General features: G+C 51.8%; 26 protein-coding genes, 2 pseudogenes and 1 riboswitch. Of the genes and pseudogenes, 25 read left to right on the top strand and 3 right to left on the bottom strand.

Annotated features, from left to right (window positions below; genetic code table 11):
* The 6 genes from B1A75_RS17115 to B1A75_RS17090 form a co-directional block, all read left to right on the top strand.
* The coding region (locus tag B1A75_RS17115; RefSeq protein WP_139761758.1) for an IS66 family transposase at window positions 1-374 on the top strand (374 nt) is incomplete at its 5' end.
* 505 nt (window positions 375-879) lie between these two features.
* Complete coding sequence (gene flaG, locus B1A75_RS17110) at window positions 880-1,236, top strand: flagellar protein FlaG (protein WP_062898941.1); 357 nt, start codon at window positions 880-882, stop codon at window positions 1,234-1,236.
* A 15-nt stretch (window positions 1,237-1,251) separates the two neighbouring features.
* Complete coding sequence (locus B1A75_RS17105) at window positions 1,252-2,757, top strand: flagellar hook-associated protein 2 (protein WP_079936574.1); 1,506 nt, start codon at window positions 1,252-1,254, stop codon at window positions 2,755-2,757.
* A gap of 202 nt (window positions 2,758-2,959) precedes the next feature.
* Window positions 2,960-3,361 (top strand): flagellar export chaperone FliS, encoded by a 402-nt coding sequence (gene fliS, locus B1A75_RS17100; protein ID WP_062898939.1) that lies wholly within the window; start codon window positions 2,960-2,962, stop codon window positions 3,359-3,361.
* A complete protein-coding gene (fliT, locus tag B1A75_RS17095) occupies window positions 3,361-3,714 on the top strand; it encodes a flagellar protein FliT (RefSeq protein ID WP_023633666.1) in 354 nt (117 codons plus the stop codon). The genes fliS and fliT overlap by 1 nt, the downstream gene beginning before the upstream one ends.
* A gap of 11 nt (window positions 3,715-3,725) precedes the next feature.
* Entirely contained in the window at window positions 3,726-4,112 is a 387-nt protein-coding gene (locus B1A75_RS17090) for a DUF8042 domain-containing protein (RefSeq protein ID WP_079936573.1), read from the top strand.
* A 140-nt stretch (window positions 4,113-4,252) separates the two neighbouring features.
* Here B1A75_RS17090 and B1A75_RS17085 read toward each other — a convergent pair whose 3' ends face one another.
* Window positions 4,253-5,332, bottom strand: a complete 1,080-nt coding sequence (locus B1A75_RS17085) for an HD-GYP domain-containing protein (protein WP_013524623.1) — start codon at window positions 5,330-5,332, stop codon at window positions 4,253-4,255.
* Window positions 5,333-5,507: 175 nt separating this feature from the next.
* Between B1A75_RS17085 and hpf the strand changes: the two genes are divergently transcribed.
* The 14 genes from hpf (at window position 5,508) to merR (ending at window position 18,941) form a co-directional block, all read left to right on the top strand.
* Window positions 5,508-6,056: a ribosome hibernation-promoting factor, HPF/YfiA family gene (gene hpf / locus B1A75_RS17080; RefSeq protein WP_074043098.1), complete on the top strand. Its 549-nt coding sequence runs from the start codon at window positions 5,508-5,510 to the stop codon at window positions 6,054-6,056.
* Between the two features lie 83 nt (window positions 6,057-6,139).
* Window positions 6,140-6,676, top strand: a complete 537-nt coding sequence (locus B1A75_RS17075) for an LA_3659 family protein (protein WP_079936572.1) — start codon at window positions 6,140-6,142, stop codon at window positions 6,674-6,676.
* Window positions 6,677-6,784: 108 nt separating this feature from the next.
* A complete protein-coding gene (gene secA / locus B1A75_RS17070; RefSeq protein WP_062898936.1) occupies window positions 6,785-9,298 on the top strand; it encodes a preprotein translocase subunit SecA in 2,514 nt (837 codons plus the stop codon).
* 94 nt (window positions 9,299-9,392) lie between these two features.
* Window positions 9,393-10,497, top strand: a protein-coding gene (gene prfB, locus B1A75_RS17065) for a peptide chain release factor 2 (protein ID WP_128733406.1) whose coding sequence is annotated in 2 segments (ribosomal slippage) — window positions 9,393-9,467 and window positions 9,469-10,497 — 1,104 coding nt in all. Because the reading frame shifts where the segments join, the coding sequence is not laid out codon by codon here.
* 109 nt (window positions 10,498-10,606) lie between these two features.
* Window positions 10,607-10,867: a hypothetical protein gene (locus B1A75_RS17060; RefSeq protein ID WP_079936571.1), complete on the top strand. Its 261-nt coding sequence runs from the start codon at window positions 10,607-10,609 to the stop codon at window positions 10,865-10,867.
* Window positions 10,836-11,096 (top strand): type II toxin-antitoxin system RelE family toxin, encoded by a 261-nt coding sequence (locus B1A75_RS17055; RefSeq protein ID WP_062898935.1) that lies wholly within the window; start codon window positions 10,836-10,838, stop codon window positions 11,094-11,096. Before B1A75_RS17060 ends, B1A75_RS17055 begins: the two co-directional genes overlap by 32 nt.
* A 136-nt stretch (window positions 11,097-11,232) precedes the next feature.
* Entirely contained in the window at window positions 11,233-12,096 is an 864-nt protein-coding gene (locus B1A75_RS17050; RefSeq protein ID WP_062898934.1) for a YitT family protein, read from the top strand.
* Between the two features lie 61 nt (window positions 12,097-12,157).
* Window positions 12,158-12,493: a cytochrome c551 gene (gene cccB / locus B1A75_RS17045; RefSeq protein WP_062898933.1), complete on the top strand. Its 336-nt coding sequence runs from the start codon at window positions 12,158-12,160 to the stop codon at window positions 12,491-12,493.
* 496 nt (window positions 12,494-12,989) lie between these two features.
* Entirely contained in the window at window positions 12,990-13,685 is a 696-nt protein-coding gene (gene ftsE / locus B1A75_RS17040) for a cell division ATP-binding protein FtsE (RefSeq protein WP_011232571.1), read from the top strand.
* Entirely contained in the window at window positions 13,666-14,559 is an 894-nt protein-coding gene (ftsX, locus tag B1A75_RS17035) for a permease-like cell division protein FtsX (protein WP_074043096.1), read from the top strand. The genes ftsE and ftsX overlap by 20 nt, the downstream gene beginning before the upstream one ends.
* Before the next feature lie 29 nt (window positions 14,560-14,588).
* Window positions 14,589-15,887: a murein hydrolase activator EnvC family protein gene (locus tag B1A75_RS17030; RefSeq protein ID WP_074043095.1), complete on the top strand. Its 1,299-nt coding sequence runs from the start codon at window positions 14,589-14,591 to the stop codon at window positions 15,885-15,887.
* A 445-nt stretch (window positions 15,888-16,332) separates the two neighbouring features.
* A complete protein-coding gene (locus tag B1A75_RS17020) occupies window positions 16,333-16,596 on the top strand; it encodes a transporter (RefSeq protein ID WP_239691191.1) in 264 nt (87 codons plus the stop codon).
* Window positions 16,597-16,667: 71 nt separating this feature from the next.
* On the top strand, window positions 16,668-18,308 hold the full coding sequence (merA, locus tag B1A75_RS17015; RefSeq protein WP_062898930.1) for a mercury(II) reductase: 1,641 nt from the start codon (window positions 16,668-16,670) through the stop codon (window positions 18,306-18,308).
* A 204-nt stretch (window positions 18,309-18,512) separates the two neighbouring features.
* Entirely contained in the window at window positions 18,513-18,941 is a 429-nt protein-coding gene (gene merR, locus B1A75_RS17010) for a mercury resistance transcriptional regulator MerR (protein WP_074043092.1), read from the top strand.
* Window positions 18,942-19,182: 241 nt separating this feature from the next.
* Here the strand turns inward: merR and B1A75_RS17005 are convergent, their stop codons facing one another.
* Window positions 19,183-20,043: a hypothetical protein gene (locus B1A75_RS17005; RefSeq protein WP_074043091.1), complete on the bottom strand. Its 861-nt coding sequence runs from the start codon at window positions 20,041-20,043 to the stop codon at window positions 19,183-19,185.
* A 40-nt stretch (window positions 20,044-20,083) separates the two neighbouring features.
* Window positions 20,084-20,169, bottom strand: a riboswitch (cyclic di-GMP riboswitch).
* A 601-nt stretch (window positions 20,170-20,770) separates the two neighbouring features.
* Between B1A75_RS17005 and B1A75_RS19560 the strand changes: the two are divergent.
* The 5 genes and pseudogenes from B1A75_RS19560 to B1A75_RS16980 all read left to right on the top strand — a co-directional run.
* Window positions 20,771-20,860 (top strand): annotated as a pseudogene (locus tag B1A75_RS19560) (pirin family protein); the annotation flags it as partial.
* Window positions 20,861-21,004: 144 nt separating this feature from the next.
* Complete coding sequence (gene tnpA / locus B1A75_RS16995; RefSeq protein ID WP_074043146.1) at window positions 21,005-21,403, top strand: IS200/IS605 family transposase; 399 nt, start codon at window positions 21,005-21,007, stop codon at window positions 21,401-21,403.
* Window positions 21,404-21,407: 4 nt separating this feature from the next.
* Window positions 21,408-22,463 (top strand): RNA-guided endonuclease TnpB family protein, encoded by a 1,056-nt coding sequence (locus tag B1A75_RS16990; protein WP_062898927.1) that lies wholly within the window; start codon window positions 21,408-21,410, stop codon window positions 22,461-22,463.
* 107 nt (window positions 22,464-22,570) lie between these two features.
* Window positions 22,571-23,248, top strand: a complete 678-nt coding sequence (locus B1A75_RS16985; protein ID WP_074043089.1) for a pirin family protein — start codon at window positions 22,571-22,573, stop codon at window positions 23,246-23,248.
* Between the two features lie 399 nt (window positions 23,249-23,647).
* Entirely contained in the window at window positions 23,648-25,096 is a 1,449-nt protein-coding gene (locus B1A75_RS16980; protein WP_074043088.1) for a S41 family peptidase, read from the top strand.
* Window positions 25,097-25,287: 191 nt separating this feature from the next.
* Here the strand turns inward: B1A75_RS16980 and B1A75_RS16975 are convergent.
* Window positions 25,288-25,547, bottom strand: a pseudogene (locus B1A75_RS16975) (IS4-like element ISGka3 family transposase); the annotation flags it as partial.

Below are 25,547 nucleotides of genomic sequence, written 5' to 3'. Positions count from 1 at the left end.
GGGAAGCGGTGTACGACGCGCTTCTKKCGAATGGACGCCGGGAACTCGATGAACGTTGCCGACAMGGCAGCCATCTAGGTGTCCGCAAATCGGAAAATTTCAGCCGGCGCCGAGAAAAGCGCAAGCAAGCAGCGCTTCTCTTCCTGCGAAAGAAMGAAGTGCCGTTTGACAATAACCAAGCCGAACGCGATTTACGGATGGTGAAAGTCAAACAAAAAATCTCTGGAACGTTTCGTCAGGAAGACGATGCCGAGGCTTTCTGTGTCATCCGCAGCGTCGTTTCCACCCTGCAAAAACACGGAAAGCCGGTGTGGGAATCGTTGCAAAGACTTCTAAGCGGAGAGCCTCTTCAAACGATTCTCCATTCCTCCTAGGGCATTTTCGATACTGGGAATGCCCTATTGGTGCTGGATTCTGAAAATCTCGCTAGTACTGGGCTGAATAGATACAAAAATCCTCCCGATTTTCGTCGGAAGGGTGCGAAATGTGAGTTCTAATTTAACTGCCTGCTTGTTAAAATGAATCGTCTTATCTTTACATGATTAGGATAATTGTCTGCCTTCAGAGCAGGTAGAACGCAAATGACAGATGGAGATTATGATGGGCTGTATTTGTTATATGAAAAAATATTACCGCCCTTTCTCAATGAACTGTAATGTCCCGATGGTAAGTAATAATTTCCCACCCATACCTTGTTTGTGGTAATGGGTGGGTTTTTATTTTTAGTGCCTTAGCAGGTAGGACAGAAACGAGATTGTGAGTTTTAGTGTTTGCCTTGTGTGTAAATTTCAATTAGATAATCCCTTCCCCCCTTTACATCTCCCACTTCCCATCCGATATAAACGATAGAAAGCGTCCAAACCAAAGGAGCGGATCCGTATGACGATTGAACGGGTGTCTTCTTCTTTTCCTTCTTATGAACCGATGCGAAGTGAACAGGCGAAGGGGGACGTCGAGCTTTCAGCGGCGCGCCCGCAAGAAGGAGAGGATTCTTCTCCTTCACAGCCGCTTTCGGAAGAAAAATTGGAGAAAGTGGTCAACGGCTTGAATGAGCTGGTGCAGCCGAGCCATACGTCTGTTCGGTTTGAGCTGCATAAGGAGCTGAATGAGTATTACGTGCAAGTAATCGATGAAAAGACGCATGAGGTGATCCGCGAAATTCCGCCGAAAAAGCTGTTGGATATGTATGCGGCGATGATGGAGTTTGTCGGGCTTTTGGTGGATAAAAAAATTTAACGGTGGTGAGTCGAAATGGCGAATACGTTGCGCATCAGCGGCCTCGTGAGCGGGATGGATATTGACAAAATCGTGAGCGATTTGATGAAAGCGGAGCGGGCGCCGCTTGATAAATTGAAGCAGAAAAAGCAGCTGCTCGAGTGGCAGCGTGATGATTACCGAGCGATGAACACGTTGCTTCAGGGGCTTGACGACTATTTGTTCAGCAACATCACGCTCCAAAGCAGCATGCTCAAAAAAACCGTCTCGAGTTCGAACGAATCGGTCGTCACAGCGACGGCGGGCTCGAGTGCAGCGAACGTGGCGACGACAATGAATGTCAGCCAAGTGGCGACGTCGGCTGTTTGGCTGTCTGATGCTACGGTGAGAGTGGACAAGGCGAGTTTTTCCGTTGCCGCTGATGTGACGCTGACGATCAACGTGACAAACGGGGATGGGACGACGAAGCAGGCGACGATGACGGTGAAACAAGGAACGACGCTCGACGGGGTGATCGCCCAACTCAACAGCAACCTAGACCTTGGCGTCAGCGCGTTTTACGACGAGCAAACTGGGCGGGTTTCGATCATGAAAAAAGACACGGGGGCTCAGGCAAGCCTTGTACTCGCCGACCAGGCGACTGCTGACTTTTTTGCGCAAAAGCTAGGGTTTACGAATACCGTAGCGGGGCAAGAGCTGGCTGGAAAAACAGCGGGTCAAGACGCCAAAGTAACGATCAACGGATTGGCCACGACCCGTTCATCCAATACGTTTACGATCAACGGTGTGACGTATACGGTGAAAGGGACGGGCACGGCGACGGTGTCGGTGGCGGCGGATGCGGATGCGATGTTTGATGCGATTAAAGGGTTTGTGGATAAGTACAATGAAACAATCGCCAAAATCAACGCCGAGCTGAAAGAAGAGCGCTATCGCGACTATCGGCCGCTTACCGACGAGCAAAAGGAAGCGATGACGGAAAAGCAAATTGAGCTGTGGGAAGAAAAGGCGCGGAGCGGGATGCTTCGCGGCGATTCGATTTTGTCCAGCGCCCTCAGCAAAATGCGGATGAATGTGTACACGAAAGTCGAAGGGGCGAACATCCCAAGCGGGTTTTCGCAGCTCGCGCAAATCGGGATTACGACGTCGTCGAATTATCTAGACGGCGGGAAGTTGATCATTGACGAAACGAAGCTGCGGGAGAAAATCAAGGAAAACCCCCAGGCGGTGTATCAGCTGTTTAACCAAGACGGTGCGACGGATGCGGAAAAAGGCATCGCCCGCCGCTTGCGCGATACGATCAAGGAAACGATCGGGAAAATCGAGCAAAAGGCGGGGAAAACCGTTTGGACGAACCAACAGTTTGCGATCGGGCGCGATTTAATCCAGATCAATGACCAAATTGACCGGTTTCAAGATCGGCTGAAACAGATTGAAGACCGCTACTACCGCCAATTCACAGCGATGGAAGAGGCGATTCAGCGCGCCAACCAACAAAGCATGTATTTGATGAATGCCTTTGGCGGCGGCATGCAAAGATAAACGATCAGCGGCTGTGGCATGCAGGCGGCCGTTGGCGTTTGGCCATCATCGGAAAGCGATCCGCTTCCTGATGATGGAGGTTTTGGGCTGAGACAACTGAAAAGGCGCGACGCCTCTTTAAGGGGGCGGTTTGGCTGAAAAAACGTTCTTGCCTCAGTCTTGAAACGTGTGCAGCACTTGACGTGGAAGAGGAGTGATCGGGATGGCAACGAACAATCCGTATCAACACTACCAAGCGAACGCCGTGCAGACGGCGTCGCCTGGGGAGTTGACATTGATGCTGTATAACGGCTGCTTGAAGTTTATCAAGCTCGCGCGCCAGGCGATCGAGACGGGCGATATCGCGGCGCGTAATGAAAACTTGTTGAAGGCGCAAAAGATCATTTTGGAATTGATGGCGACGCTGAAAATGGAATATGACGTCGCGAAATCGATGATGACCATGTATGACTACATCTACCGCCGCCTAGTCGAGGCGAATGTGAAAAACGATGCGGCGATTTTGGACGAGGTGGAAGGGTATGTCGTGGAGTTTCGCGATACGTGGAAGCAAGTGATTCAGCTGAACCGGCAGCGCCAATACGCGGAAGGCGGGCAGGCGTAATGGGCGTCGTGCACGATGTTTGGCGCGCAACGAAGGAGTTGCTTGAGGCGACGGCGCTGCCGTGGCCGTCCGAGGAGCGTGAAGAGCGGCTTGCGGCGGTCGATCGGCTGCTTCGGGAGCGTGAGGAGCTGCTTCGGAAGCTGCGGCCGCCATACAGCGAGGAAGAACAAGAGCTTGGCCGTGAGATCATCGTTTGGAATCAAGAGATTGAGGCGCGGCTGCTTCGGGTGTGCGAAGAAATTCGCCGCGACTTGCGGATGACAGGGGCGAAGCGGCAGGCGAACGCCCGCTACGTTCACCCGTACGAGCAGCCGCTTTCGTTTGACGGGATGTTTTACGACAAACGGCGATAGGTGGAATGGATATGGCGAAATTGACGAGCGACGCGCTGGAGGTCATCCGCCAGTATGCCTCGTTGCTTGAGACGGTGGAGGAAGGGCTCGATTATGTGGAGGCAAGTTTTTCTGACCCGCGGCGGATGCATGCGGATGTGTTGCTGGCGGATCTTTTATTGGCGCTTGGGAAAATCGGTGAGACGAACGTTTATTTATGCCAGCTGTTCGCTGACGAGAGCGATTTGGTCGGCCATATCGAACGGTTTGCGGATGTGCTGGAAGCGGCAGCGGCGCTTGACGGGCAATTTTCCGATGCGGCGGCGAAAGAGCGTATTGTCTGTGGACGGTTGTCGCCGGCGTTTCAGGCGTGGAAGAGTGCGATGGAGAGCGGTCTGCGGCGGTATGTTGTGCAGTGAAGAACGAACGGCGGTGCTTTGCCAGCCGTGCAAGCGAAAGCGGGTGTCCTCTTGCTGGAATCGAGGGCACCCGCTTTTGTGCGGCAGGGCGAATGAAACCGGCATTCGTTCGCCTGTTTTTGCCGTGAGCGGCAAAAGAGTCAAACGGCCTTGACAATGGTGATGTTCATCTCTTTCCGCAAGTCAATCTCATACGGGCTTTTTAGCTCCTCGCCTGCTGGGTTTTTGATGACGCGGACGATTGGGCGGAGCGGGAAGCCCGGAAACACTTGCGAGACGACGCCGACGTGCCCGGTGTTGAGCAAGACGGTCGTGGCGACCGGGTAGATGGCGATGTGAGAGAGAAACAGCTTGATCAGATCATAGTCTAAAATGCCGCCGGCGGCGGATAGGTATTCGGCTGCCTCGTGCGGCGAGTATTGTCTTCGGTGGTAGCGCGCCGATGTCAAGGCGTCAAAAACGTCGGCGATGGCGACGATGCGGGCGTATTCGTGAATTTCATCGCCCGATAAGGCGCGCGGGTAGCCGCTGCCGTCGCACCGCTCATGGTGCTGCAAGGCGCAGTGGGCGGAAAAGAGCGAAATGTTGCGCTGACGCCGCAACAGCTCGAAGCCGAGATACGTATGGCGGCGGACGATTTCCTTTTCCTCTTCCGTCAAGACTCCTTTTTTCCGCCATAGCCCATCAGGAAGCTGCGTCATGCCGATGTCAAACAACAGCGCGCCGATGCCAAGGTCAAGCAGCTGCTGGGGGCGGTAGCCTTTGGCGATGCCGATGACACCCGCAATGGTGGCGACGTTGACTGAATGGTGGAAAAAGTATCCATTGGAAATGACCAAATCCGACAAGTTGATGAGCAAATCTTCTTGTTTTAGCAGATAATCCAAAATGTCTTTGAACACTTTTTCGTACTCTTTTCCCAAATCGAGGGAAGACACACGGCTGAGCAGCTTTTTTTGCTCGATCAAGGCCGTCATCGTCTCGTACACTTTTTTCACCGCCTGCTGGCGCACGGTCGGGCTGATGAGCGGGCGCGGGCGGATGTCATATGTTTGTTTGTCGTCAATATAAATGTATTGAACCCCTTTTTGTGCTAAAGAACGGATGTAGCCGCTTGTCAGCCGCACGCCGCGCGACAAAAGGACGCTGCCGTTGGCGGCGAACAAGTCGACAGCGAGCACGTCACCGCTTTTCGCATGGGAAATATGGACCTTTCGCATCGTTCACACACTCCGTACCTTCCACATCATAAGAAAAAACACCTATGCCTATCTTACCATATTTTCCTATGTTTTTCACAAAATCTTCAAAAATATTTTTGATTGAAACATGGATTGGATGGGTAATAAAAAAGTGTAGGGATTTACAGTTTTATAAGATAAGGAGTGGTCAGCGATGATGTATAACGTTCGCGGGGAAAACCTCGAAGTGACTCCAGCGTTGCGCGAGTACGTGGAGAAAAAAATCGGGAAACTGGAACGCTACTTTGATGGCACTGATGACGTGCATGTGCACGTCAATTTAAAAGTATACAACGATGGACAAGGGAAAATCGAGGTGACCATTCCGATTCCGCATTTGTTGCTGCGCGCTGAAGAGCGCCATGAAGATATGTATGCGGCCATCGATTTAGTAACCGATAAGCTCGAGCGGCAAATCCGCAAACATAAAACGAAAGTCAATCGGAAGCTGCGCGACCGCGAGAAAGAAGCGAAGCTGGCTGCCCCTGTCTCGATCGGCGCTTCCGCGGCGGAGAATGAAGAGGAGTTTGAAATCGTGCGCACGAAACACTTCAGCTTGAAGCCGATGGACAGCGAAGAAGCGATTTTGCAAATGAATTTGTTGGGGCACAACTTCTTCATTTTCACCAACGCGGAAACAAACCGGACGAACATCGTCTACCGCCGCAAAGACGGAAAATACGGATTGATCGAGGCGAATTGAGCAGCCTCCCTATGCGCATCCCCTGCTTTTTTTGGCAGGGGATGTTATAATATGCATGAGAAAAATCAAAATGGGGGAGAGCGATGGAGGAACTGTTGCGTCAAATCTTGTCCAAGTTGGACAACATGGAAAAAGGATTTTTGGCGTTCCAAGAAGAAACTCGCCAACGGTTTGAGCAGATGGATGGCCGTTTGACGGAGATGAACGGACGCCTCGTCGGCCTCGAACAGGAAATGGGCGCGGTGAAAGAGCGGTTAGACCGTGTGGAAACGCGATTGGGCGGCGTAGAGACCCGGTTGGACGGCGTGGAAACGCGGTTGGGCGGCGTAGAGACCCGATTGGACGGCGTGAAAACGCGGTTGAATGGTGTGGAGACCCGGTTGGACGGCGTGGAAACGCGGTTAGATGGCGTGGAGACCCGGTTGGATGGTGTGGAAACTGAATTGACGGAAGTGAAAGAGACGCTTCATCGGGTCGAAACGCAGCTTGTGGATGATGTGCAAATATTGTTTCGCAAAATTCATGAAAAAGTTGAGGAGAAAAGTTTTGAAATTTATGCGCTGAACCGGCGGCTTCACCATGCGGAAGCGGCGATTGAGCAGCTTCAGTCCAAGGCGTGATTCCCTCTTTTGGACATGCCCCTCTCTAAGCCTGTGCAACAGTTGTCACCTATCCCTGTAAATGATATGATGAATAAGTGAGTCCATGAAAAATAAGGAGCGTTTCCTATGCTTGGAGTCTTAAAAAAAGTATTTGACCCGAACAAGCGTCAGTTGGCAAGGCTCGAGAAAATTGCGGATCAAGTGGATGCGCTCGGTCCGGAGATGGCCCGACTGTCCGATGAACAGCTGCGGCAAAAAACCGAGGAATTCAAAGCCCGCTACCAACAAGGCGAATCGCTCGATGATTTGCTTGTTGAGGCGTTTGCCGTTGTGCGCGAAGGAGCGAAGCGCGTCCTTGGCTTGTACCCATATAAAGTGCAAATTATGGGCGGCGTCGTCTTGCATGAGGGCGACATCGCCGAGATGAAAACCGGGGAAGGGAAAACGTTGACGGCGACGATGCCCGTCTATTTGAACGCCTTGACGGGGCGCGGCGTGCATGTCGTGACGGTCAACGAATACTTGGCGACGCGCGATGCGACGGAAATGGGCAAACTGTATGAGTTTTTAGGCATGACCGTCGGCTTGAACTTAAGCGGCATGTCGCGCGAGGAGAAGCAGGCGGCGTACAACGCCGACATTACGTACGGGACGAACAACGAGTTTGGCTTTGACTATTTGCGCGACAACATGGTGCTCTATAAAGAGCACATTGTGCAGCGGCCGCTCTATTATGCGATCATCGACGAGGTCGACTCGATTTTAATCGATGAAGCGCGGACGCCGCTCATCATTTCCGGCACGGCGCAGAAGTCGACCAAGCTGTATGTGCAGGCGAATGCGTTTGTCCGCACGTTGCGCAAAGATGTCGATTACACATACGATGAAAAAACGAAAAGCGTCCAGCTGACGGAAGAAGGGATCAACAAAGCGGAGCGCGCGTTTGGCATCGACAACTTGTTCGATTTGAAACACGTCACGCTCAACCACCATATTCAGCTGGCGCTGCGGGCGCACGTGACGATGCAGCGCGATGTCGACTATGTCGTGCAAGACGGAAAAGTGATCATCGTCGACCCGTTCACCGGGCGCTTGATGCACGGCCGCCGTTACAGCGATGGGCTTCATCAAGCCATTGAGGCGAAAGAGGGGCTCGAGATTCAAAACGAGTCGATGACCTTAGCCACGATTACGTTCCAAAACTATTTCCGCATGTACGAAAAATTGGCGGGGATGACGGGGACGGCGAAAACGGAAGAGGAAGAGTTCCGCAACATTTACAACATGCGCGTCGTCGTCATTCCGACGAACCGCCCGGTCATCCGCGAAGACCGTCCGGATTTGATCTACCGGACGATGGAAGGGAAATTCCGCGCCGTGGTCGAGGACATCGCCGCCCGCCATGCGAAAGGGCAGCCCGTGCTCGTCGGCACGGTGGCGATCGAAACGTCCGAGATGTTGTCGGAGATGCTGAAAAAACGCGGCATCCCGCACAACGTGTTGAACGCGAAAAACCATGCGAAAGAGGCGGAAATCATCGCTCAAGCAGGGCAAAAAGGCGCGGTGACGATTGCGACGAACATGGCCGGGCGCGGGACGGACATTAAGCTTGGCGAAGGGGTCAAGGAGCTTGGCGGGCTCGCTGTCATCGGCACGGAGCGTCACGAAAGCCGGCGGATCGACAACCAGCTGCGCGGCCGTTCCGGGCGTCAAGGCGACCCTGGGGTGTCGCAGTTTTACTTGTCGCTTGAAGACGAATTGATGCGCCGTTTCGGCTCGGAAAGCTTAATGGCGATGATGGACCGCCTTGGAATGGACGACTCGCAGCCGATCCAAAGCAAAATGGTGACGAAAGCGGTCGAGTCGGCGCAAAAGCGGGTCGAAGGCAACAACTTCGACGCCCGCAAACAGCTGCTTCAATATGACGATGTCCTGCGCGAGCAGCGGGAAATCATTTACCGCCAGCGCTATGAAGTGCTCGATTCCGACAACTTGCGCGGCATTATCGAAAAGATGATCCAATCGGTGATCGAGCGCGTCGTCAACGCTCATACGCCGAAAGAAGAGGTTCCGGAAGAATGGAATTTGAAAGGGCTCGTTGAGTATCTCAACGCCCATCTGCTTCCGGAAGGGGATGTAACGGAAGCTGACTTGCGCGGCAAAGAGCCCGAAGAGATGATCGAGCTCATTTGGGCGAAAGTGAAGGCGCGCTATGATGAGAAAGAAGCGCAAATCCCGCCTGAACAAATGCGCGAGTTTGAACGCGTCGTCGTCTTGCGCGCTGTCGATATGAAATGGATGCACCATATCGACGCGATGGAGCAGCTTCGCCAAGGCATCCATTTGCGCGCCTACGGGCAAGTCGACCCGCTGCGCGAATATCAGATGGAAGGCTACGCCATGTTTGAGGAGATGATTGCGGCGATTGAAGAGGAAGTCGCCACCTATATTATGAAGGCGGAAATTCACCATAACCTTGAGCGCCAAGAGGTGGCCAAAGGCGAAGCGGTTCACCCGAAAGAAGACGGCGAAGAACCGAAGAGAAAACCGGTCCGCAAGGCGGTGCGCGTCGGCCGCAACGACCCGTGCCCGTGCGGGAGCGGGAAAAAATATAAACATTGTTGCGGAAGAACGGTGTGACCGTTTATAAATATAAAAGGGAAGCTCTGCCTCCCTTTTGAATGGCAGACATTCATCGTTGGCATACTATAATTTATTATGAGGTGAGGACAACATGATCGATTTGGTGGAAATCAAGCAAGAGCTTGAGAAAATGGCTAAGCGATTAGCGGAAATCAGGGGGTCTCTTTGACCTCGAAGCGAAGCAGGCGCGCATTCGCGAATTAGAAGAGCAAATGGCCGCGCCAAACTTTTGGGATGATCAAAAGGCGGCGCAGGCGGTCATTTCCGAAGCGAATGCGCTCAAAGATCTCGTCGAGGAATTTTCCTCGCTTGAAGAACGGTTTGACAACTTGGAAGTGACGTACGAATTGCTCAAGGAAGAGCCGGATGACGAGCTCCAAGCTGAGCTCGTCGAGGAAGCGAAAAAGCTGATGAAAGACTTCAGCGAGTTCGAGCTGCAGCTGTTGCTCAACGAGCCGTACGACCAAAACAACGCCATTTTGGAGCTCCACCCGGGCGCGGGCGGCACGGAATCGCAAGACTGGGCGTCGATGCTTTTGCGCATGTACACGCGCTGGGCGGAGAAAAAAGGGTTTAAAGTCGAGACGCTCGATTACCTCCCGGGCGAGGAAGCCGGGATTAAAAGCGTCACGCTACTCATTAAAGGGCACAACGCCTACGGCTACTTAAAGGCGGAAAAAGGGGTGCATCGGCTGGTTCGCATCTCACCGTTTGACGCCTCAGGCCGCCGCCATACGTCGTTCGTGTCGTGCGAGGTTGTGCCGGAAATGGATGATAACATTGAAATTGAGATCCGGCCGGAAGAGCTGAAAATCGACACGTACCGCTCAAGCGGCGCGGGCGGGCAGCACGTCAACACGACCGACTCGGCCGTGCGCATCACCCACTTGCCGACCGGGATCGTCGTCACGTGCCAATCAGAGCGGTCGCAAATCAAAAACCGCGAAAAAGCGATGAATATGTTGAAGGCGAAATTGTACCAAAAGAAACTCGAGGAGCAGCAAGCCGAACTCGCTGAGCTGCGCGGCGAGCAAAAAGAAATCGGCTGGGGCAACCAAATTCGTTCGTACGTCTTCCATCCGTATTCGCTTGTCAAAGACCATCGGACGAACGTCGAGGTCGGCAATGTGCAAGCGGTGATGGATGGGGAAATTGATGTGTTTATTGACGCGTATTTGCGTGCGAAGTTGAAGTAAAGGGCGATCATCGGATCGTCCTTTTTTCGCCCCAAAATCATGTTTTGGCCTTTTGACGCGTCTGTGCTTCCGTGGTACGCTGAAGGCAACGGAAGGAAAAAGGAGGGCGATGGCATTGGCTGTACGCAAACAATTGCTTTACGAATTGATTGATCGGCTGAACGAGGCTGATCATCAAACGGCGTACGATTTTTTGACGTACTTGCTTGATCGGTCCAGAAAGGAACGAATGGTATGGGAGCGGATTGACGAAACAGATGAAGAAGAAGCGTTGACGAAAGAAGAGCGCCAGCAGCTGCAAAGCGATGAAGGATATATCACCGGGGGAGAAGCCAAGCGTGAATTCGGGCTACAAGTTGATTTACCGTAGGGCCGCAGTCAAATTCATCGTTAGGCAAGAAAAAGAGGTTCAAGAACGGTTGGCCTCTGGGTTGCAAGGGTTGCTTGCGATCCCGCCGCAGGGGGATATTAAAAAGTTGAAGGGGCAGGATGGATTATATCGGATGCGAATCGGAACATATCGTGTGTTGTTTCGCATCGATCATGATGAACGAATCATCTATATTGAGGCGATCGGCAACCGCGGCGATGTGTATTGAGGCTTGTATTTTTTGGCTAGGGCGATCATCGGATCGTCCTTTTTTCCTTTAGCATAGCAGACCATTATCGCGTTAATCGGCTGTCATTTACTTGCCAAAACGGGCATGCTATACTCACAGAGGAAGGTGGGGAAGCATGCGGAAGCGAAGAGAGAAGACCATGCCTCCGGCGGTGGAGGCGGCTTTGGAGTATGCGTATGTTCTTATCGGCGCGGCGATCGTCGCTGTGGCGTTTAACGTGTTTTTGCTGCCAAACCGGATTGCCTCAGGCGGAGTGAGCGGCATCAGCACGATTATGCACGCGTTGTTTGGCATTGAGCCTGCCTACGTCCAATGGGCGCTCAACATTCCGCTCTTTATCGCTGGCGTTGTGCTTTTGGGCCGGCAGTTTGGCGTGAAAACGTTCGTCGGGACGGTGTTCTTGCCGCTTGTCGTCTATTTGACGAAAGGGATGGAGCCGGCGACGACGAATCCGCTTCTTGGCGCGATCTTTGGCGGCATCGGCGTCGGGCTTGGCCTCGGCGTTGTCTTCCGCGGCCGGGCGTCGACCGGCGGCACCGATTTGGCAGCGCAAATCATCCATAAATATACCGGGCTGTCGCTTGGCATGTGCGTCATTTTGATCGATGGCTTGATCGTTTTGACCGCGGCGTTTGTGTTTGATATTGAACGGGCGCTCTATGCGTTGATCGCGTTGTATGTGACAAGCAAAACGATCGATCTCGTCCAAGTCGGGCTTGGGTATTCGAAAATCGCTCTTATTATTACAAAGGAAGAAGAAAAAGTGCGCCGCGCCATTTTGCACGAAATCGACCGCGGAGTGACGCGCTTGCCGGCCTATGGCGGCTACACGGAACATGAACGGCCGATGTTGATGTGCGTCGTCGCACAATCGGAGTTCACGAAATTGAAACAATTGGTCCGAACCATTGATCCGACAGCGTTTGTCATTGTTGCGAACGCCGCTGAGGTGCTCGGCGAAGGATTTCAACGTACGTAAAACGGAAGAAATCGGTTATAATAAATGAGAACGAAATTTTTGTTTTTAGGGGGAGTTCGCCATGAAATGGAAATTAGCGACGATGTTCCTTGGCGTTTCGCTCGCGCTTGCCGCGTGCGGCGGTGGCGGGGACAATGCCGGGGAAAAAAACGGCGGCAGCAACGGCGGAGGGGATACTGCAGCGGCTGCCGAGCAAATTTTTAAACAAAACTGTGCGTCCTGTCATGGACAAGACTTGTCGGGCGGGGTCGGCCCGAACTTGCAAAAGGTTGGAAGCAAGTATTCCAAAGATGAAATTAAAAACATTATCGTCAACGGCCGCGGCGCGATGCCGGCAGGAATCATTAAAGGGGAAGACGCCGACAAAGTGGCGGAATGGCTGGCCGCGAAAAAATAATGGACGGATGTTTCTGACTCTTTGAAAGGAAAAGATCGTTCACTCAAGAAAGGTGCACCGCCTTGTTCGCTCAAGAACGAGGCGGTGTTTTCTGTTTTTGAACCTTTTGTCCTAGTTTCCCCAGGGTTCCTCCATTTGAAATATAAATGTAAAATTCGACAGCGGAAAATCATGCTATAATAATCCTTGCGGAATTTTGCAAGATTCATTCGAAACAGCTCGAGAAATGACAGCAAGCTATAAAGATGCAACGAGACCGTTTAACATATGCTTGACGGAAAAGTCGTTTATCCATTTTCGACTGTCGAGGGCAAGCCTGTGGCTTGCCCCCGTCACGCCAAGGCGTGGCGGGAGGCCGAACAACCGCTCGCTTCACAGCCCCATGCATGGGTCTGAAAGCAGCGTTGTTCGGTCGCTCGACAGTCGATCAAATGCTCGAAGCCGCAAATGTTAAAGCTTCAAGTTGCATCTATATAGTCGAAAATAGGTGATGATGATGATTGAAATGCAAGATGTGTACAAAACATATCCAAACGGCGTTGTGGCGCTGAACGGCATCAACGTCCGCATCAAGCAAGGAGAATTCGTCTACGTCGTTGGGCCCAGCGGAGCTGGGAAGTCGACGTTTATTAAAATGATGTATCGCGAGGAAAAGCCGACGAGCGGGACCATTATGGTCAACGGCGTCAACCTTGCCAAGCTCAAAGACAGCAAAGTCCCTCTTTTGCGCCGCCATATCGGCGTTGTGTTCCAAGATTTCAAGCTGCTTCCGAAGCTCAACGTTTACGAAAACGTTGCCTTTGCCTTGGAAGTCATTGAAGAATCGCCGAAAGTGATCCGCAAAAAAGTGATGGAAGTACTCGACCTAGTCGGCCTCAAGCATAAAATCCGCTCTTATCCGAACGAATTGTCCGGGGGCGAACAGCAGCGCGTCTCCATCGCCCGCTCAATCGTCAACTCCCCGAAAATCGTGATTGCCGACGAACCAACAGGAAACTTGGACCCGGAAACCTCATGGGGCATTGTGGAGCTGTTTGAAAAAATCAACGACCGGGGAACGACGATTGTGATGGCGACCCACAACAAAGAGATCGTCAACGCGACCCGGCGGCGCGTCATCGCCATCGAAAACGGGAAAATCGTCCGCGACGAGGCGAAGGGGGAATACGGCTATGACGCTTCATACGTTTAAGCGCCACGTCCGGGAGAGCATCAAAAGCCTTGGCCGCAACGGTTGGATGACGTTTGCGTCCGCGAGCGCCGTCACGGTGACGCTGTTGCTTGTCGGCGTCTTTTTTGCCGTCATGTTCAACATCAACCATTTTGCCAAAAAAGTCGAAAACGATGTGGAAATTCGCGTTCATATCGAGCTGACGGCCGACAGCCGGCAAAAAGACGCCTTGCGCCGGCAAATTGAAGCCATTCCAAATGTCAAGGAAGTCCGCTATTCATCGAAGGACGAAGAGCTGAAGCGGCTGATCAAAAGCATGGGGGACGAAGGTTCGTCGTTCCGCTTATTTGAGCAGGACAACCCGTTGAGCGACGTATACGTCGTGAAAGCGGCCCATCCGCAAGATACGGTGAAAGTCGCGAAGCAAATCGAAACATTGCCGTTCGTCCATAAAGTCAACTATGGCCAAGGGACGGTCGAGAAGCTGTTTGATGCGCTGAAAGTGGCGCGCAACGTCGGGCTCGTGCTCATTCTCGGATTGTTGTTTACGGCGATGTTTCTCATTTCCAACACGATCAAAATTACGATTTTCGCCCGCCGCCGCGAAATTGAAATTATGCGGCTCGTGGGCGCGACGAACGGGTTTATCCGCTGGCCGTTCTTTTTAGAAGGGTTATGGCTTGGAATGCTCGGCGCTCTCTTCCCGATCGCGGCGCTTTCGATCGTGTACTACAATGTGTATCAAGTGTATGAACAGCGGGTTTCCCTGCCGTTTTTTGAACTTCTTCCATTTTCTCCGTTCATGTGGCAGTTGAGCGCACTGTTGCTGGTGATCGGCGCCGGCATCGGCATTTGGGGAAGCGTTATGTCGGTGCGCAAGTTTTTGAAAGTGTAAAAAAAGATTCATAGGGAGAGGGGAAAGCGATGAAAAAGAAAAACATGATGGCGCTCGCCGTCGCCGCGGCGCTCGGCCTTGGCGTTCTGCCACCGGCGGCGAACGCCGTCAGCACTCGTGATATCGAACAAAAGCGAAGCGAAATCGACGCGCTTCGCTCGAAGCGGTCAGAGGTGCAAGAAAAGATCAGCGAGGCGCAAAAAAACATCGAAGCCCTTCAGTCGCAGCAAAAACAAGTCGCCAACGATATTGAAAAGCTGAACATTGCCATTGAGGAAACGAGCGGCAAAATCCGCAACGTCAGCGCAGATATTGACCAAACGGAGCAAGCCATTGACCAATTGAAACAAGAAATTGCCGAAATTCAAGAACGGATTGAAAAACGAAATGAAATTTTGAAAGAGCGGCTTCGTTCCTTGCAGGAAAACGGCGGGGCGATCAGCTACTTGGAAGTGCTGCTCGGCGCACAAAGCTTCAGCGACTTCATCGACCGGATGAGCGCCGTAACGACGATCATGGAAGCGGACCAACAAATCATCCGCGAGCAGGAAGCCGATAAAGCGTTAAAAGAGAAAAAGGAAGGCGAATTGACGGAGAAGCGGAACAAGCTGCAAGCGGATTTGCAAGAATTGAAGCAGCTGCAGGCCGAGCTGGCCGGCCAGCTGGAACAAAAAAATCGCCTGATGGCCGATTTGAAGCAAAAAGAGGAAGAAGAGCATGATCATAAGATGGCGCTCGAAGAAGAAAAAGAACTGATCGCCAAACAAGAAGCGGCCGTGAAAGAGCAGCTTGCCGAACTCGAACGGCAAAAACGGGCCGAAGAAGAAGCGAAACAGAGAGGACGTACATATGCTTCGCCAAACGGTGGAGGAGCGTCATCAGGAGAAGCGCCATCCGGCGGCAGCACGCCGCCTGTATCGAGCGGGGCGTTCACTCGCCCGGCCAATGGACCGATCACCTCGGGCTTTGGCTACCGGTTTGGCGGCACGGACTTCCATCCGGGGGTCGACATCGGCAAGCGAGCTCCCGTTGTGCCGGTTGTCGCTGCAGCGGACGGCATTGTGTTCCGCTCCTACTATTCTAGCAGCTACGGCAACGTCATTTTCATCAGTCATGTGATTAATGGGCAAACATATACGACCGTGTACGCCCATTTGGAAGCGCGTCTTGTTGGCGAAGGGCAGCACGTTCAAAAAGGGCAAGTGATCGGCTATATGGGCAATACAGGGAATTCGACCGGTCCGCATCTTCATTTTGAACTGCACCGCGGCGGCTGGAACGAGGCGAAAACGAATGCGGTCAATCCGCTTGACTATATTCCTTTCTAATTCCGAACCGTATGTGGCATTGCGCAACTTGTCTGTCTTTTGGCGGGACAAGTTGCGTATTTTTTTGATTCATTCGACATCATCGGACAGGGAATCTCCATCCCCCCTTCCAATCTGATTCCAACTGCATGATTGGTTGCTATCTCCAGCGTCCGTCTGTCTTCAAAGCCATGATGCGCGAATGCGAACAGCGCTTTTTGGCGCACGGAGAGATCACAGCTACTTACCATTGCCTATTGATCCGTATGACCCGCTGTTAAGGCGGGGATTTTTTATGGTTTTGGGCATTGCTTGGCCAATCATCAAGAGAATGGTTTTGCCGCATAACATTCTCCCACTTGACTCTGTACCTTAGTCTATCGTTTATAATGTTGAGCAAAGACGGGAACCCCCCGTCATCGCAAGGAGGGAGAACGATGGAAATGGTCAAAAATCGTTTTGGGCCGTGCTGACACTGCTCAGCTGCCCGTGTCATCTGGCGGTTATTCTGCCGTTGTTGGCCGGAACATCGGTCGGTGCGTATTTGATCCGACACCAAAGCCTTGCCATCGGCCTTTTTACGGTTTTGTTTTTCTTTTCGCTGATGATGATAGTTGCAAAGCGAAAGCCAATGCGATCAGGTGAAACGGAAAGCTGTGACCCAGAGAAAACGGGAAACGGCCATGGGGCGTGCTGTGCCCCCTTCCGAACGAATCATGAGGACGAGTGATATAGGTTTCGTGATCGAGGATCTGAACAAAATAGGAAAGAGACATTTGTTGATAAGGAGTGTTTTTTGCCATGAAAACATATCGAATGACCGTCCAAGGCATGACATGCGCCGGCTGTGAACAACATGTCGCCGCAGCGCTGAGCGCGATTGGGGCCAAGCTGATGGATGTCAGCTTCCGGCGCGGTGAAGTGGTATTCGCGCTGCCTGAGGGCACGGACGTTGACATGGCGAGACAAGCGGTCAAAAACGCCCATTACGAGCCGGGGGATATCGAGGAGATCACCGCGCCAGCCAGCCCTGTCATCGCTGGCGAGGGAGAGTATGACTACATCATCATCGGTTCCGGCGGGGCGGCGTTTTCCTCGGCGATCGAAGCGGTGAAATACGGGGCGAAAGTGGCGATGGTCGAGCGCGGCACGGTCGGGGGGACGTGCGTCAATATCGGCTGCGTGCCGTCGAAGACGCTGCTTCGGGCCGGAGAAATCTATGCGTTGACGCGAAATCATCCGTTTCTCGGCCTGCATACATCCGCTGGTCCGGTTGATTTGGCGCCGTTAGTGAAGCAAAAAAATGAACTGGTCGAGCAGCTTCGCCAAGCGAAATATGCGGACTTGATCGGAGAGTATGGGTTCGATTTCATCCAAGGGGAAGCCCGATTTGTTGGGCGCCAAACGATTGAAGTGAACGGCCAAACGCTGTCGGCGAAACGGTTTTTGATCGCGACAGGCGCTTCCCCGGCCGTGCCGGATATTCCGGGGCTTCATGATGTCGACTACTTGACCAGCACGACCTTGCTTGAACTGAAAAAAGTGCCGAAGCGGCTCGCGGTCATTGGCGCTGGCTACATCGGGATGGAGTTGGGACAGCTGTTCCATCATCTCGGCTCCGAGGTGACGTTGATGCAGCGAAGCCCGCGCCTGTTGAAAGAATATGAGCCGGAAATTTCCGAAGCGGTGACGCGGGCCCTCGCGGAACAAGGCATCCGCGTCATCACCGGCGCTTCGTTTGAACGGGTCGAACAAGACGGGAATACGAAAAAAGTGTATGTGAATGTAGACGGCCGCACCCGGGTCATCGAAGCGGACGAATTGCTCGTGGCTGCCGGGAGAACGCCGAATACGGCGGCGTTGAACTTGCCGGCAGCCGGCGTGGAAGTCGGGGAGCGCGGGGAAATTTTGATCGACGAATACACACGGACGACGAACCCGTCGATTTATGCGGCAGGCGATGTCACGCTCGGCCCGCAGTTCGTCTATGTCGCGGCCTATCAGGGAGCCGTTGCCGCGGCCAATGCCGTCGGCGGGCTGAACAAGCGCTGGGATACGGCCGTCGTTCCGGCGGTGACGTTCACCCATCCGGCCATCGCCACCGTCGGTTTGACCGAGCAGCGGGCGAAAGAAAACGGGTATGACGTGAAAACGTCCGTCCTGCCGCTTGAGGCGGTGCCGCGCGCCATCGTCAACCGGGAAACGACGGGGGTGTTTAAACTTGTCGCTGAGGCCCATACGGGCAAGCTGCTAGGCGCCCACATCGTCGCGGACAATGCCGGCGAGGTCATTTACGCCGCAGCGTTGGCGATTCAATTCGGATTAACGATCGACGACCTTCGCCGAACGTTGGCCCCGTATTTAACGATGGCGGAGGGGCTGAAGCTGGCGGCGCTTACGTTTGACCGAGACGTTTCGAAACTGTCGTGCTGCGCGGGATGAAGCCTTCGAACGGGGGCCGCCGTTTCGCGGAGTGTTACGAAGGGGTTGGAACCGATTGTTGTTGCGGTTGCGACTAAGCTTAATGGGGAGCGGTCCGTTTGGCGGAACGCCTCCTCAAGCATGGAAGAAATGCGGGCTAAACTTCAATATTGACTTGACCCTGTACTATAGTGCGGGGGTTATACTTTTTGATGAGGTGATTATGTGATACATTACCGCATCGGCGAGCTGGCAGAAAAATGCAATGTTAATAAAGAAACGATCCGGTATTACGAACGGAAGGGGCTTATTCCAGAAACGGAGCGGACAGAAGGCGGATATCGCCTGTATACGGAGGAAACGGTCAGGCGAATTCAGTTTATTAAGCGGCTGCAAGGGCTCGGATTCACCTTGGCGGAAATTGATAAACTGCTTGGCGTTGTCGATCGGGATCGCGATCGATGCAAAGACATGTACCGCTTTGTTACGCAAAAGATCGAGGAGATTCAAGCCAACATTCGCGATTTAAAGCGGATCGAAGCGATGCTCCAGCAGTTAAAGGAATGTTGCCCTCATGAAGACAATTTATATAACTGCCCGATTATTGACCTATTGCTGGAAGAACCCTCGGATGAGGGAAGGCATGGAGAATGAGAGACTGTTTACTTGCTAAAAGAAAGAGGAGATAGGCAACGGCTTTGTTATTGATCGGTTCGGGTGTTTATTTTACTATGGAATTTTAGCCGCAACAGTCCCGTGCGTCCTTCACTGGCAACGGGGGAAGAAAAAAGGACGATAAGGAAATAGGTGGTGGGAAGCTCCAACAAAAATACGGCTGCCCTCATTAGCCGGTTTCCCGGCCTTTCGGGCAGCTGCTTGTCTGCTTAGGACGCGATTATTCGCTGATGTTGCCATCATCGTCGCCTACATTACCGCCATCGTAGTCATCATCGTCTTGGTCGTGATTTTGATCATGACCGTCTTGATCATGGCCTTGGTCATCGTCATCTTGATCATCGCCGGGTTGCCCAGCATTTTCTCCTTTGTCCTCATCTTGCTTGACGGAAAGTTTCCGCGCCCGGCCGCTTCCGTATTTCCACTCGAGTTCAAGGCGGAACGGGGTATCAAGGGAAAAGAGAGTTTGGATTTTGGCGATTACTTCATCGTTTGACAGCGACGGTGATGCTTGCAAGTCGTTAATGAGCGACTGGACATCATTTGTTGTCACTTCACCCGTCTGGTCTTTAATGTGCAAATGGGAATGGCGTTCAGACCAATGATAGTCGATTTTAATCGTTTGGTTAGCCGCGGTTTTCATTTGTAGCTCAAGTTTTTGGACGACGTTAGCCAGTTGGGCTTTTCCTTTCTTCTCTGCTCCGTCCTTGACATGATCGTTGTCGCTGTCGGCATCTTCCGGTTTAGTGCCGAGCGCTACCTCGGCGCTGTTTGTCAGCCCATCGCGGTCGGTGTCTTCGTCCCCATCTAATATTTTATCTTTGTCCGTATCTGTTTTCGTCGGATTCAGACGGAGGTTGTATTCCACTCGGTTGGTTAAGCCGTCGCGGTCTTTGTCCTGGTTGGCGACGTTTTTCCCTAGACCGAGTTTGTACTTCAGTTCCCAATCATCCGGGATGCCGTCTTTGTTTTTATCGGCCCATTTTGGCTTGGATTGTTGTTTCCCCTTGGCTTCGGCTGTTGCCCACCCTGATGAAAACAGCAATGTAGCAACGAGGCACCCAACTAGCATTCGCTTCATGCTTTTCTTCTCCCTTCATCAATTATGGATTGAAGATACGTTCGGCAGCTGGCTGGCATAGCGTCTTTCGCCGTAGCCCCTGTAGCTTTGCGCCACGCTGTTTCCAACGCTTTGCCTTTTCGCCGTATCTCCTCGCAGGAGACTCGCAGGAGAAGATGCGGCGGTAATCTATCTTCACTATAAGTTGTCCTACGATCTGAGGTAAATCATCCATTTGTCCTATTTTTCATCCGTTCCAAAGTTGACTGGCAAAACGGTTTTTTATATAATAATCTCGAATTCGAGATTTTAGAACCAATCAAATTGATGTAGAACTTCATGCTGGCTAGCCCTCCAAGGAGGCCGGTGAGAAACGTCCATTTCCCCTAATATCGATGATTCTTGAGTGGAGGGAAGAGCAACATTTATATATAAGGCTTCTCCGTTTGAGAAGCGACATGATTGAACCGCATTTCCTGTTGAATCACGAGCATTCTAGAAGGCTGGTGAAAAACAACCGATTCGCTCGGTTTGTGAGAAATCGTAAGGAAGGAAGTTATGGTGTTGCAAGGTTTTTCAATTTGAGAAACACTGTTGGAGAGCAGCCTTTCCTCTTAAATCACCAACCTTCTAGATTTTTCATGATGCGCATCGTATATATCACATGACTATGATCGCTATGGCGATCGCCGTATCAAAGCAGCATGCTCTTGGTGCTCTATTTCGATAAATGAAGGAGAGGAACAAGATGATCCGCATCGACCGGGCGTCGTCCCGATATCATGCCGATTATGGCTGGCTGAAAACATACCATAGCTTTTCGTTTGGCGAGTATTACAGAAAAAGCCGGCTGAAAGCTCACGGTTTTCATCGTGGGATGAAAGACGGTGTTGCTCGGTAATCCCTTAATGGGATGGCTTAGAGCAACCATTTTTATTTTCAATTGTTGCGGTATAATAGCGAAACTGATACAATGAATAATATGAAACAAGAATATCGAACAACAAAAACAACTGTATCTCTTATCAATTATCATTTTGTTTTCTGTCCAAGGTATCGAAGGAAAGTGCTGGTAGGCAAAGTGGGAGAACGATTCAAGCAGTTAGTAGAAGAAATTTGCCGAGAGAATGATTGGATCATCCTTGCGATGGAAGTGATGCCTGATCATTGTCATTTGTTCTTGAATTGTCTCCCTTCTGATTCTCCATCAGACATTATGGCAAAAGTGAAAGGAGTGACTTCCCGACGATTAAGGGAAGAATTTCAACACTTGTCTCATCTGCAGAGTCTTTGGACACGCTCTTTCTTCGTTAGTACAGCAGGGAATGTATCAAGTGAAATCATCAAACGCTATGTGGAATCTCAAAAGAAAAGGGGGTGAATCCATGCCGACGATCACACTAAGGCTGGAACTGCACAAACCAACGAAAGTCAAACAGGAAATGTATGAACGGATGACAGAAGTGAACACAGAGTTTGCGAATTGGCTGTTGGATCATCCAGAACTGAATCAAGCGACGAGTAAAATTTTTAAAGAGTTTTCGTCACAACGATTTCCTTCTGCCATTGCCTGCCAGACCATTCGAGATGTAAAGTCTCAAAGGAAACATCAGAAGGCAAAGAAATTTCGCAAACAGTGGTGTTGCTTTAACAATCAAAATTGGAAAGTCGAACGAAAGGGAGAGTTCTACACTGTTTCGTTTCCCACCCTAGAGAAACGAGTGGGTGTCCCGGTTGTTACACGACCCTATCAGGAAGCATGGCTGAATCGGCTGCTCGATGGAACCGCCAAACAAGGGGCAGCCAAGCTCTACAAAAAGAAAAAGAAATGGTTTCTTGCATTGTCCATCACATTTGAGGAAGAGCCATGTAAAGGCGAAAAGATCATGGGTGTTGATTTAGGACTCCGCTATATTGCGGTGGCCAGTATAGGAACGAAATCGTTGTTTTTCAAAGGGAATCAATGCGCCTTCATTCGCAGACGATATGCGGCTCTGCGGCGCAAATTGCAAAAAGCCAAGAAACTTCGTGCGGTGCGAAAAATCGGAAACAAAGAATCCCGTTGGATGAAGGATGTCAACCACAAAATTAGCCGTCAAATTGTCAATTTTGCGCTCGCCAACGGTGTTGGCGTGATTCGCATGGAAGATTTGACGGGCATTCGAAAACGGGCAACATCCATGAAAGAAGCGGGGCGGAATCTTCATTCATGGGCGTTTCATCAGCTGCAAACGATGATTGCTTACAAAGCCGAAATGTCGGGCATTCGGGTCGAGTGGGTGAATCCGACCTACACAAGCCAAACTTGTCGTTGTGGCTATCGAGATAAAGGAAACAGAAACGGCATCCACTTCCAATGCCAAAAATGCGGATATACGATTCATGTCGATCTGAATGGCGCCATCAACATCGCCAAAGCGATTTCAGGTTGGAGCGCCTAACCTAGCGCACTGGTCACAGGTGCGCCGCCCATTGGGGTACATCCTAACCCGATGGGATGGGGTGATGGCACACCCCTGAACTTGGGCGTTGTCCGAACCCGAAAGGGATGAGGGCGTTAACGACCCAAGAATCCTACGCCTTTAGGCGTGTGGAGTGTCAAGATCCGAACAACATCCAGTTTGGCCCGCTAAGGGTGTTAAACGACGATTTCGTTGCGCCGCTCTCCGGTTTTGGCGCTCACCCGCACCGGGAGATGGAAATTGTGTCGATCGTGCTTAAAGGCTATTTGCAACATGAAGACAGCACCGGACATAAGGCGGTGACAACGTTCGGCGGCGTGCAGCGGATGTCGGCCGGGACCGGCATCGTCCATTCGGAAGTGAACCCGTCGGCGACGGAAGAGGTGAACTTTTTGCAACTTTGGTTTTTGCCGGAACAATACGGATTGCCGCCGTCGTACGAGCGGACCGAGTTTCCGGTCGACAAGATGAAAAACGCCTTGCTGCCGATTGTCACGAAACACCCGTCTTCCCCGGGGATCGCTCACATTCATCAAGATTTGACGATTTACCTTTCCGATTTGGAAACCGGACATGAGCTGACGTTTACCCAGCCGGAAGGGCGGAACATCTTTGTCTTTGTCATTGAGGGGGATTTGACGTTAAACGGCGAGGCCCATCTCGAGCGGCGCGATGCGGCTCGCATCACGGAAACGCCGGTTCTTCGCCTCTCAACGAACGAAGGATCGCGGTTGATGCTCATCGACTTGCCAAAAGAGGGGTGAAAGCGTTTCGTTTTTGTGCGGCTCATTGGTTTGGCTTCCATTCTAGATCGTGCCAAGAAGACGAATCAAGAAGAGGCATCGTTCGCCGCCAAGGGCGAGGGGTGCCTCTTTTTTCCGCTCTGTATGAGTTGAGAAATCAACAAGGAGCGTGTAAACTAGTAAAGGATAGACAACGCACTAGCATACTCGGTACAAGCCTAACATATGATGAAGATAAAGGCATGGCACGGCGTGAGGCGGTGCTTTTCCTTTTCCTTTTCATTTTTGTAGAAGCCGCCGGCGTTTAGGCGGAGAAGACAGAGGTGAAAGCGTAAATTTCTTTCACCGAAGGGGAAGCCCCCTTCTCCAGCCGCAGGCAAGCGGAGGGGAAGGTCAAGCATAGGGTGAGGAGGAAGCAACGTGAAAAAATCGACGACGGCCGCATTGATGGCCATATCGATGCTCATTGGGGCGGGGGGGACGTACGCTGGCCTCCAGCTGGCGGATCGCCCTGCAGAAGGCTCGCTTTCGACGATTGTTGCCAATGAACCATCCCAATCAGCGAATGAAAGCGAAGACATGAAAAAAATCCGCCAAGCTTATGAGCTCATTAAGAATCGGTACGTGGAGAAAGTGGATGAAGAAAAACTGACGGAAGGCGCCATTCAAGGGATGATCAACACGCTCGATGATCCGTATTCCGTCTACATGGATGCGGAAACGACGGAGCAGTTCAACGAATCGCTCGACTCGTCGTTTGAGGGGATCGGCGCCGAAGTGAGCATGATCGACGGCAAGGTGACGATCGTTGCTCCGATCAAAAACTCGCCGGCAGAAAAAGCGGGGCTGAAGCCGAACGACCAAATTTTGCGCGTCAACGGAGAAAGCCTGGAAGGGCTTGATTTATATGAAGCGGTATTGAAAATCCGCGGCAAAAAAGGAACAACGGTGGAGCTTGACATTTTGCGCCCCGGCGTCAAAAACGTGATGAAAGTCAAAGTCGTCCGCGACGAAATACCGATTCAGACGGTGTATGAGTCGATCAAAACGTACAACGGCAAAAAGGCGGGCTATTTGCAAATTACGTCGTTTTCGGAAAATACGGCCGCTGATTTTAAAAAGAAATTGGCGAAGCTTGAAGCCGAACATATTGATGGCTTGATCATCGATGTGCGCGGCAACCCGGGCGGCTATTTGCAAAGCGTTGAGGAAATTTTGAAACAGCTCATCCCGAAAGGAAAACCATACGTGCAAATTGAAGAACGCGATGGCGATCGGCAAAAGTTTTATTCCGATTTAACGGCGAAAAAACCATACCCGATCGTTGTGCTCATCGACAAAGGAAGCGCATCCGCGTCGGAAATTTTGGCGGGAGCGATGAAGGAAGCGGGCGGCTACAAGCTGGTCGGCGAGGCAACGTTCGGCAAAGGAACAGTGCAGCAGGCGATTCCGATGGGCGACGGCAGCAACATCAAATTGACGCTGTACAAATGGCTGACGCCGGACGGGCATTGGATTCATAAAAAAGGGATCAAGCCGGATGTCGCGGTGGCGCAGCCGGATTATTTCCACGTCGCTCCGCTTCATGTGGAAAAACCGCTTCGGTATGACATGAACGACGAGCAAATCGCCAATGCGCAAAAAATGCTCAAAGGGCTTGGCTTCAACCCGGGCCGCACGGACGGCTACTTCAGCAAAGAAACCGAACAAGCCGTCCAAGCGTTCCAAAAAGCGAATCAGCTGCCGGTTACCGGACGCATCGATGAGACGACGGCGGATGTGCTGCAAACAAAAATCATGGAAGCCGTCCGCGATCCGAAGCATGATGTGCAACTGAAAAAAGCGCTTGGCGTGTTGTTTCCGTCGTAAGCGAGCCGAGGACGATTGATATAAGAAAGGGGCTGACCCCATAGCCATCAAGTGAAGCCTTGGAGCGAGTAGCTCCAAGGCTTCACTTTTCATCTTTGGAGGCTGTGACCGTGAGAATATATAAAGATAGGCATGCCAAATACACCTTCCCTATAGAAGGTTTTTTTCATGGTATATGAGGCGGGAATTTCTTATGACACCGGCATGATGACCAAACTCTCGATAATGTCTAAAGCGCTCTTTTTTGTATAACGCCTTGATTTTTTTCCGTGTTGAGCGATGATGTCACACAGTTTTAAAAGGAGTTGGACAACTAACTCCTCAGAACACCATAAGGCTTGAAAGAAATCCATACCGAACTCCTTGATCATACTCATCGCCTTATATTCGCTCAATTCCTTTTTCTGTTTTCGATAGAGCCATTCCCGCATTTTAAACATGACAGTGGAGC

The organism is Geobacillus sp. LEMMY01 (assembly GCF_002042905.1).
In the GTDB taxonomy this organism is placed as follows: Bacteria; Bacillota; Bacilli; order Bacillales; family Anoxybacillaceae; genus Geobacillus; species Geobacillus proteiniphilus.
This window is presented reverse-complemented; position numbering and strand designations above follow the sequence as displayed.

Excerpts from the sequence above, each read along its gene's own strand:
- ftsE (WP_011232571.1), top strand. The coding sequence starts at position 12,990 with ATGATTGAAATGCAAGATGTGTACAAAACATATCCAAACGGCGTTGTG.
- cccB (WP_062898933.1), top strand. The coding sequence starts at position 12,158 with ATGAAATGGAAATTAGCGACGATGTTCCTTGGCGTTTCGCTCGCGCTT.
- B1A75_RS17090 (WP_079936573.1), top strand. The coding sequence starts at position 3,726 with ATGGCGAAATTGACGAGCGACGCGCTGGAGGTCATCCGCCAGTATGCC.
- B1A75_RS17085 (WP_013524623.1), bottom strand. The coding sequence starts at position 5,332 with ATGCGAAAGGTCCATATTTCCCATGCGAAAAGCGGTGACGTGCTCGCT.
- fliT (WP_023633666.1), top strand. The coding sequence starts at position 3,361 with ATGGGCGTCGTGCACGATGTTTGGCGCGCAACGAAGGAGTTGCTTGAG.
- flaG (WP_062898941.1), top strand. The coding sequence starts at position 880 with ATGACGATTGAACGGGTGTCTTCTTCTTTTCCTTCTTATGAACCGATG.
- B1A75_RS17050 (WP_062898934.1), top strand. The coding sequence starts at position 11,233 with ATGCGGAAGCGAAGAGAGAAGACCATGCCTCCGGCGGTGGAGGCGGCT.
- B1A75_RS17030 (WP_074043095.1), top strand. The coding sequence starts at position 14,589 with ATGAAAAAGAAAAACATGATGGCGCTCGCCGTCGCCGCGGCGCTCGGC.
- B1A75_RS17060 (WP_079936571.1), top strand. The coding sequence starts at position 10,607 with ATGGCATTGGCTGTACGCAAACAATTGCTTTACGAATTGATTGATCGG.
- merA (WP_062898930.1), top strand. The coding sequence starts at position 16,668 with ATGAAAACATATCGAATGACCGTCCAAGGCATGACATGCGCCGGCTGT.
- B1A75_RS16990 (WP_062898927.1), top strand. The coding sequence starts at position 21,408 with ATGCCGACGATCACACTAAGGCTGGAACTGCACAAACCAACGAAAGTC.
- secA (WP_062898936.1), top strand. The coding sequence starts at position 6,785 with ATGCTTGGAGTCTTAAAAAAAGTATTTGACCCGAACAAGCGTCAGTTG.
- ftsX (WP_074043096.1), top strand. The coding sequence starts at position 13,666 with ATGACGCTTCATACGTTTAAGCGCCACGTCCGGGAGAGCATCAAAAGC.
- tnpA (WP_074043146.1), top strand. The coding sequence starts at position 21,005 with ATGAAACAAGAATATCGAACAACAAAAACAACTGTATCTCTTATCAAT.
- B1A75_RS17075 (WP_079936572.1), top strand. The coding sequence starts at position 6,140 with ATGGAGGAACTGTTGCGTCAAATCTTGTCCAAGTTGGACAACATGGAA.
- B1A75_RS16985 (WP_074043089.1), top strand. The coding sequence starts at position 22,571 with ATGAGGGCGTTAACGACCCAAGAATCCTACGCCTTTAGGCGTGTGGAG.
- B1A75_RS17105 (WP_079936574.1), top strand. The coding sequence starts at position 1,252 with ATGGCGAATACGTTGCGCATCAGCGGCCTCGTGAGCGGGATGGATATT.
- fliS (WP_062898939.1), top strand. The coding sequence starts at position 2,960 with ATGGCAACGAACAATCCGTATCAACACTACCAAGCGAACGCCGTGCAG.
- B1A75_RS17005 (WP_074043091.1), bottom strand. The coding sequence starts at position 20,043 with ATGAAGCGAATGCTAGTTGGGTGCCTCGTTGCTACATTGCTGTTTTCA.
- hpf (WP_074043098.1), top strand. The coding sequence starts at position 5,508 with ATGATGTATAACGTTCGCGGGGAAAACCTCGAAGTGACTCCAGCGTTG.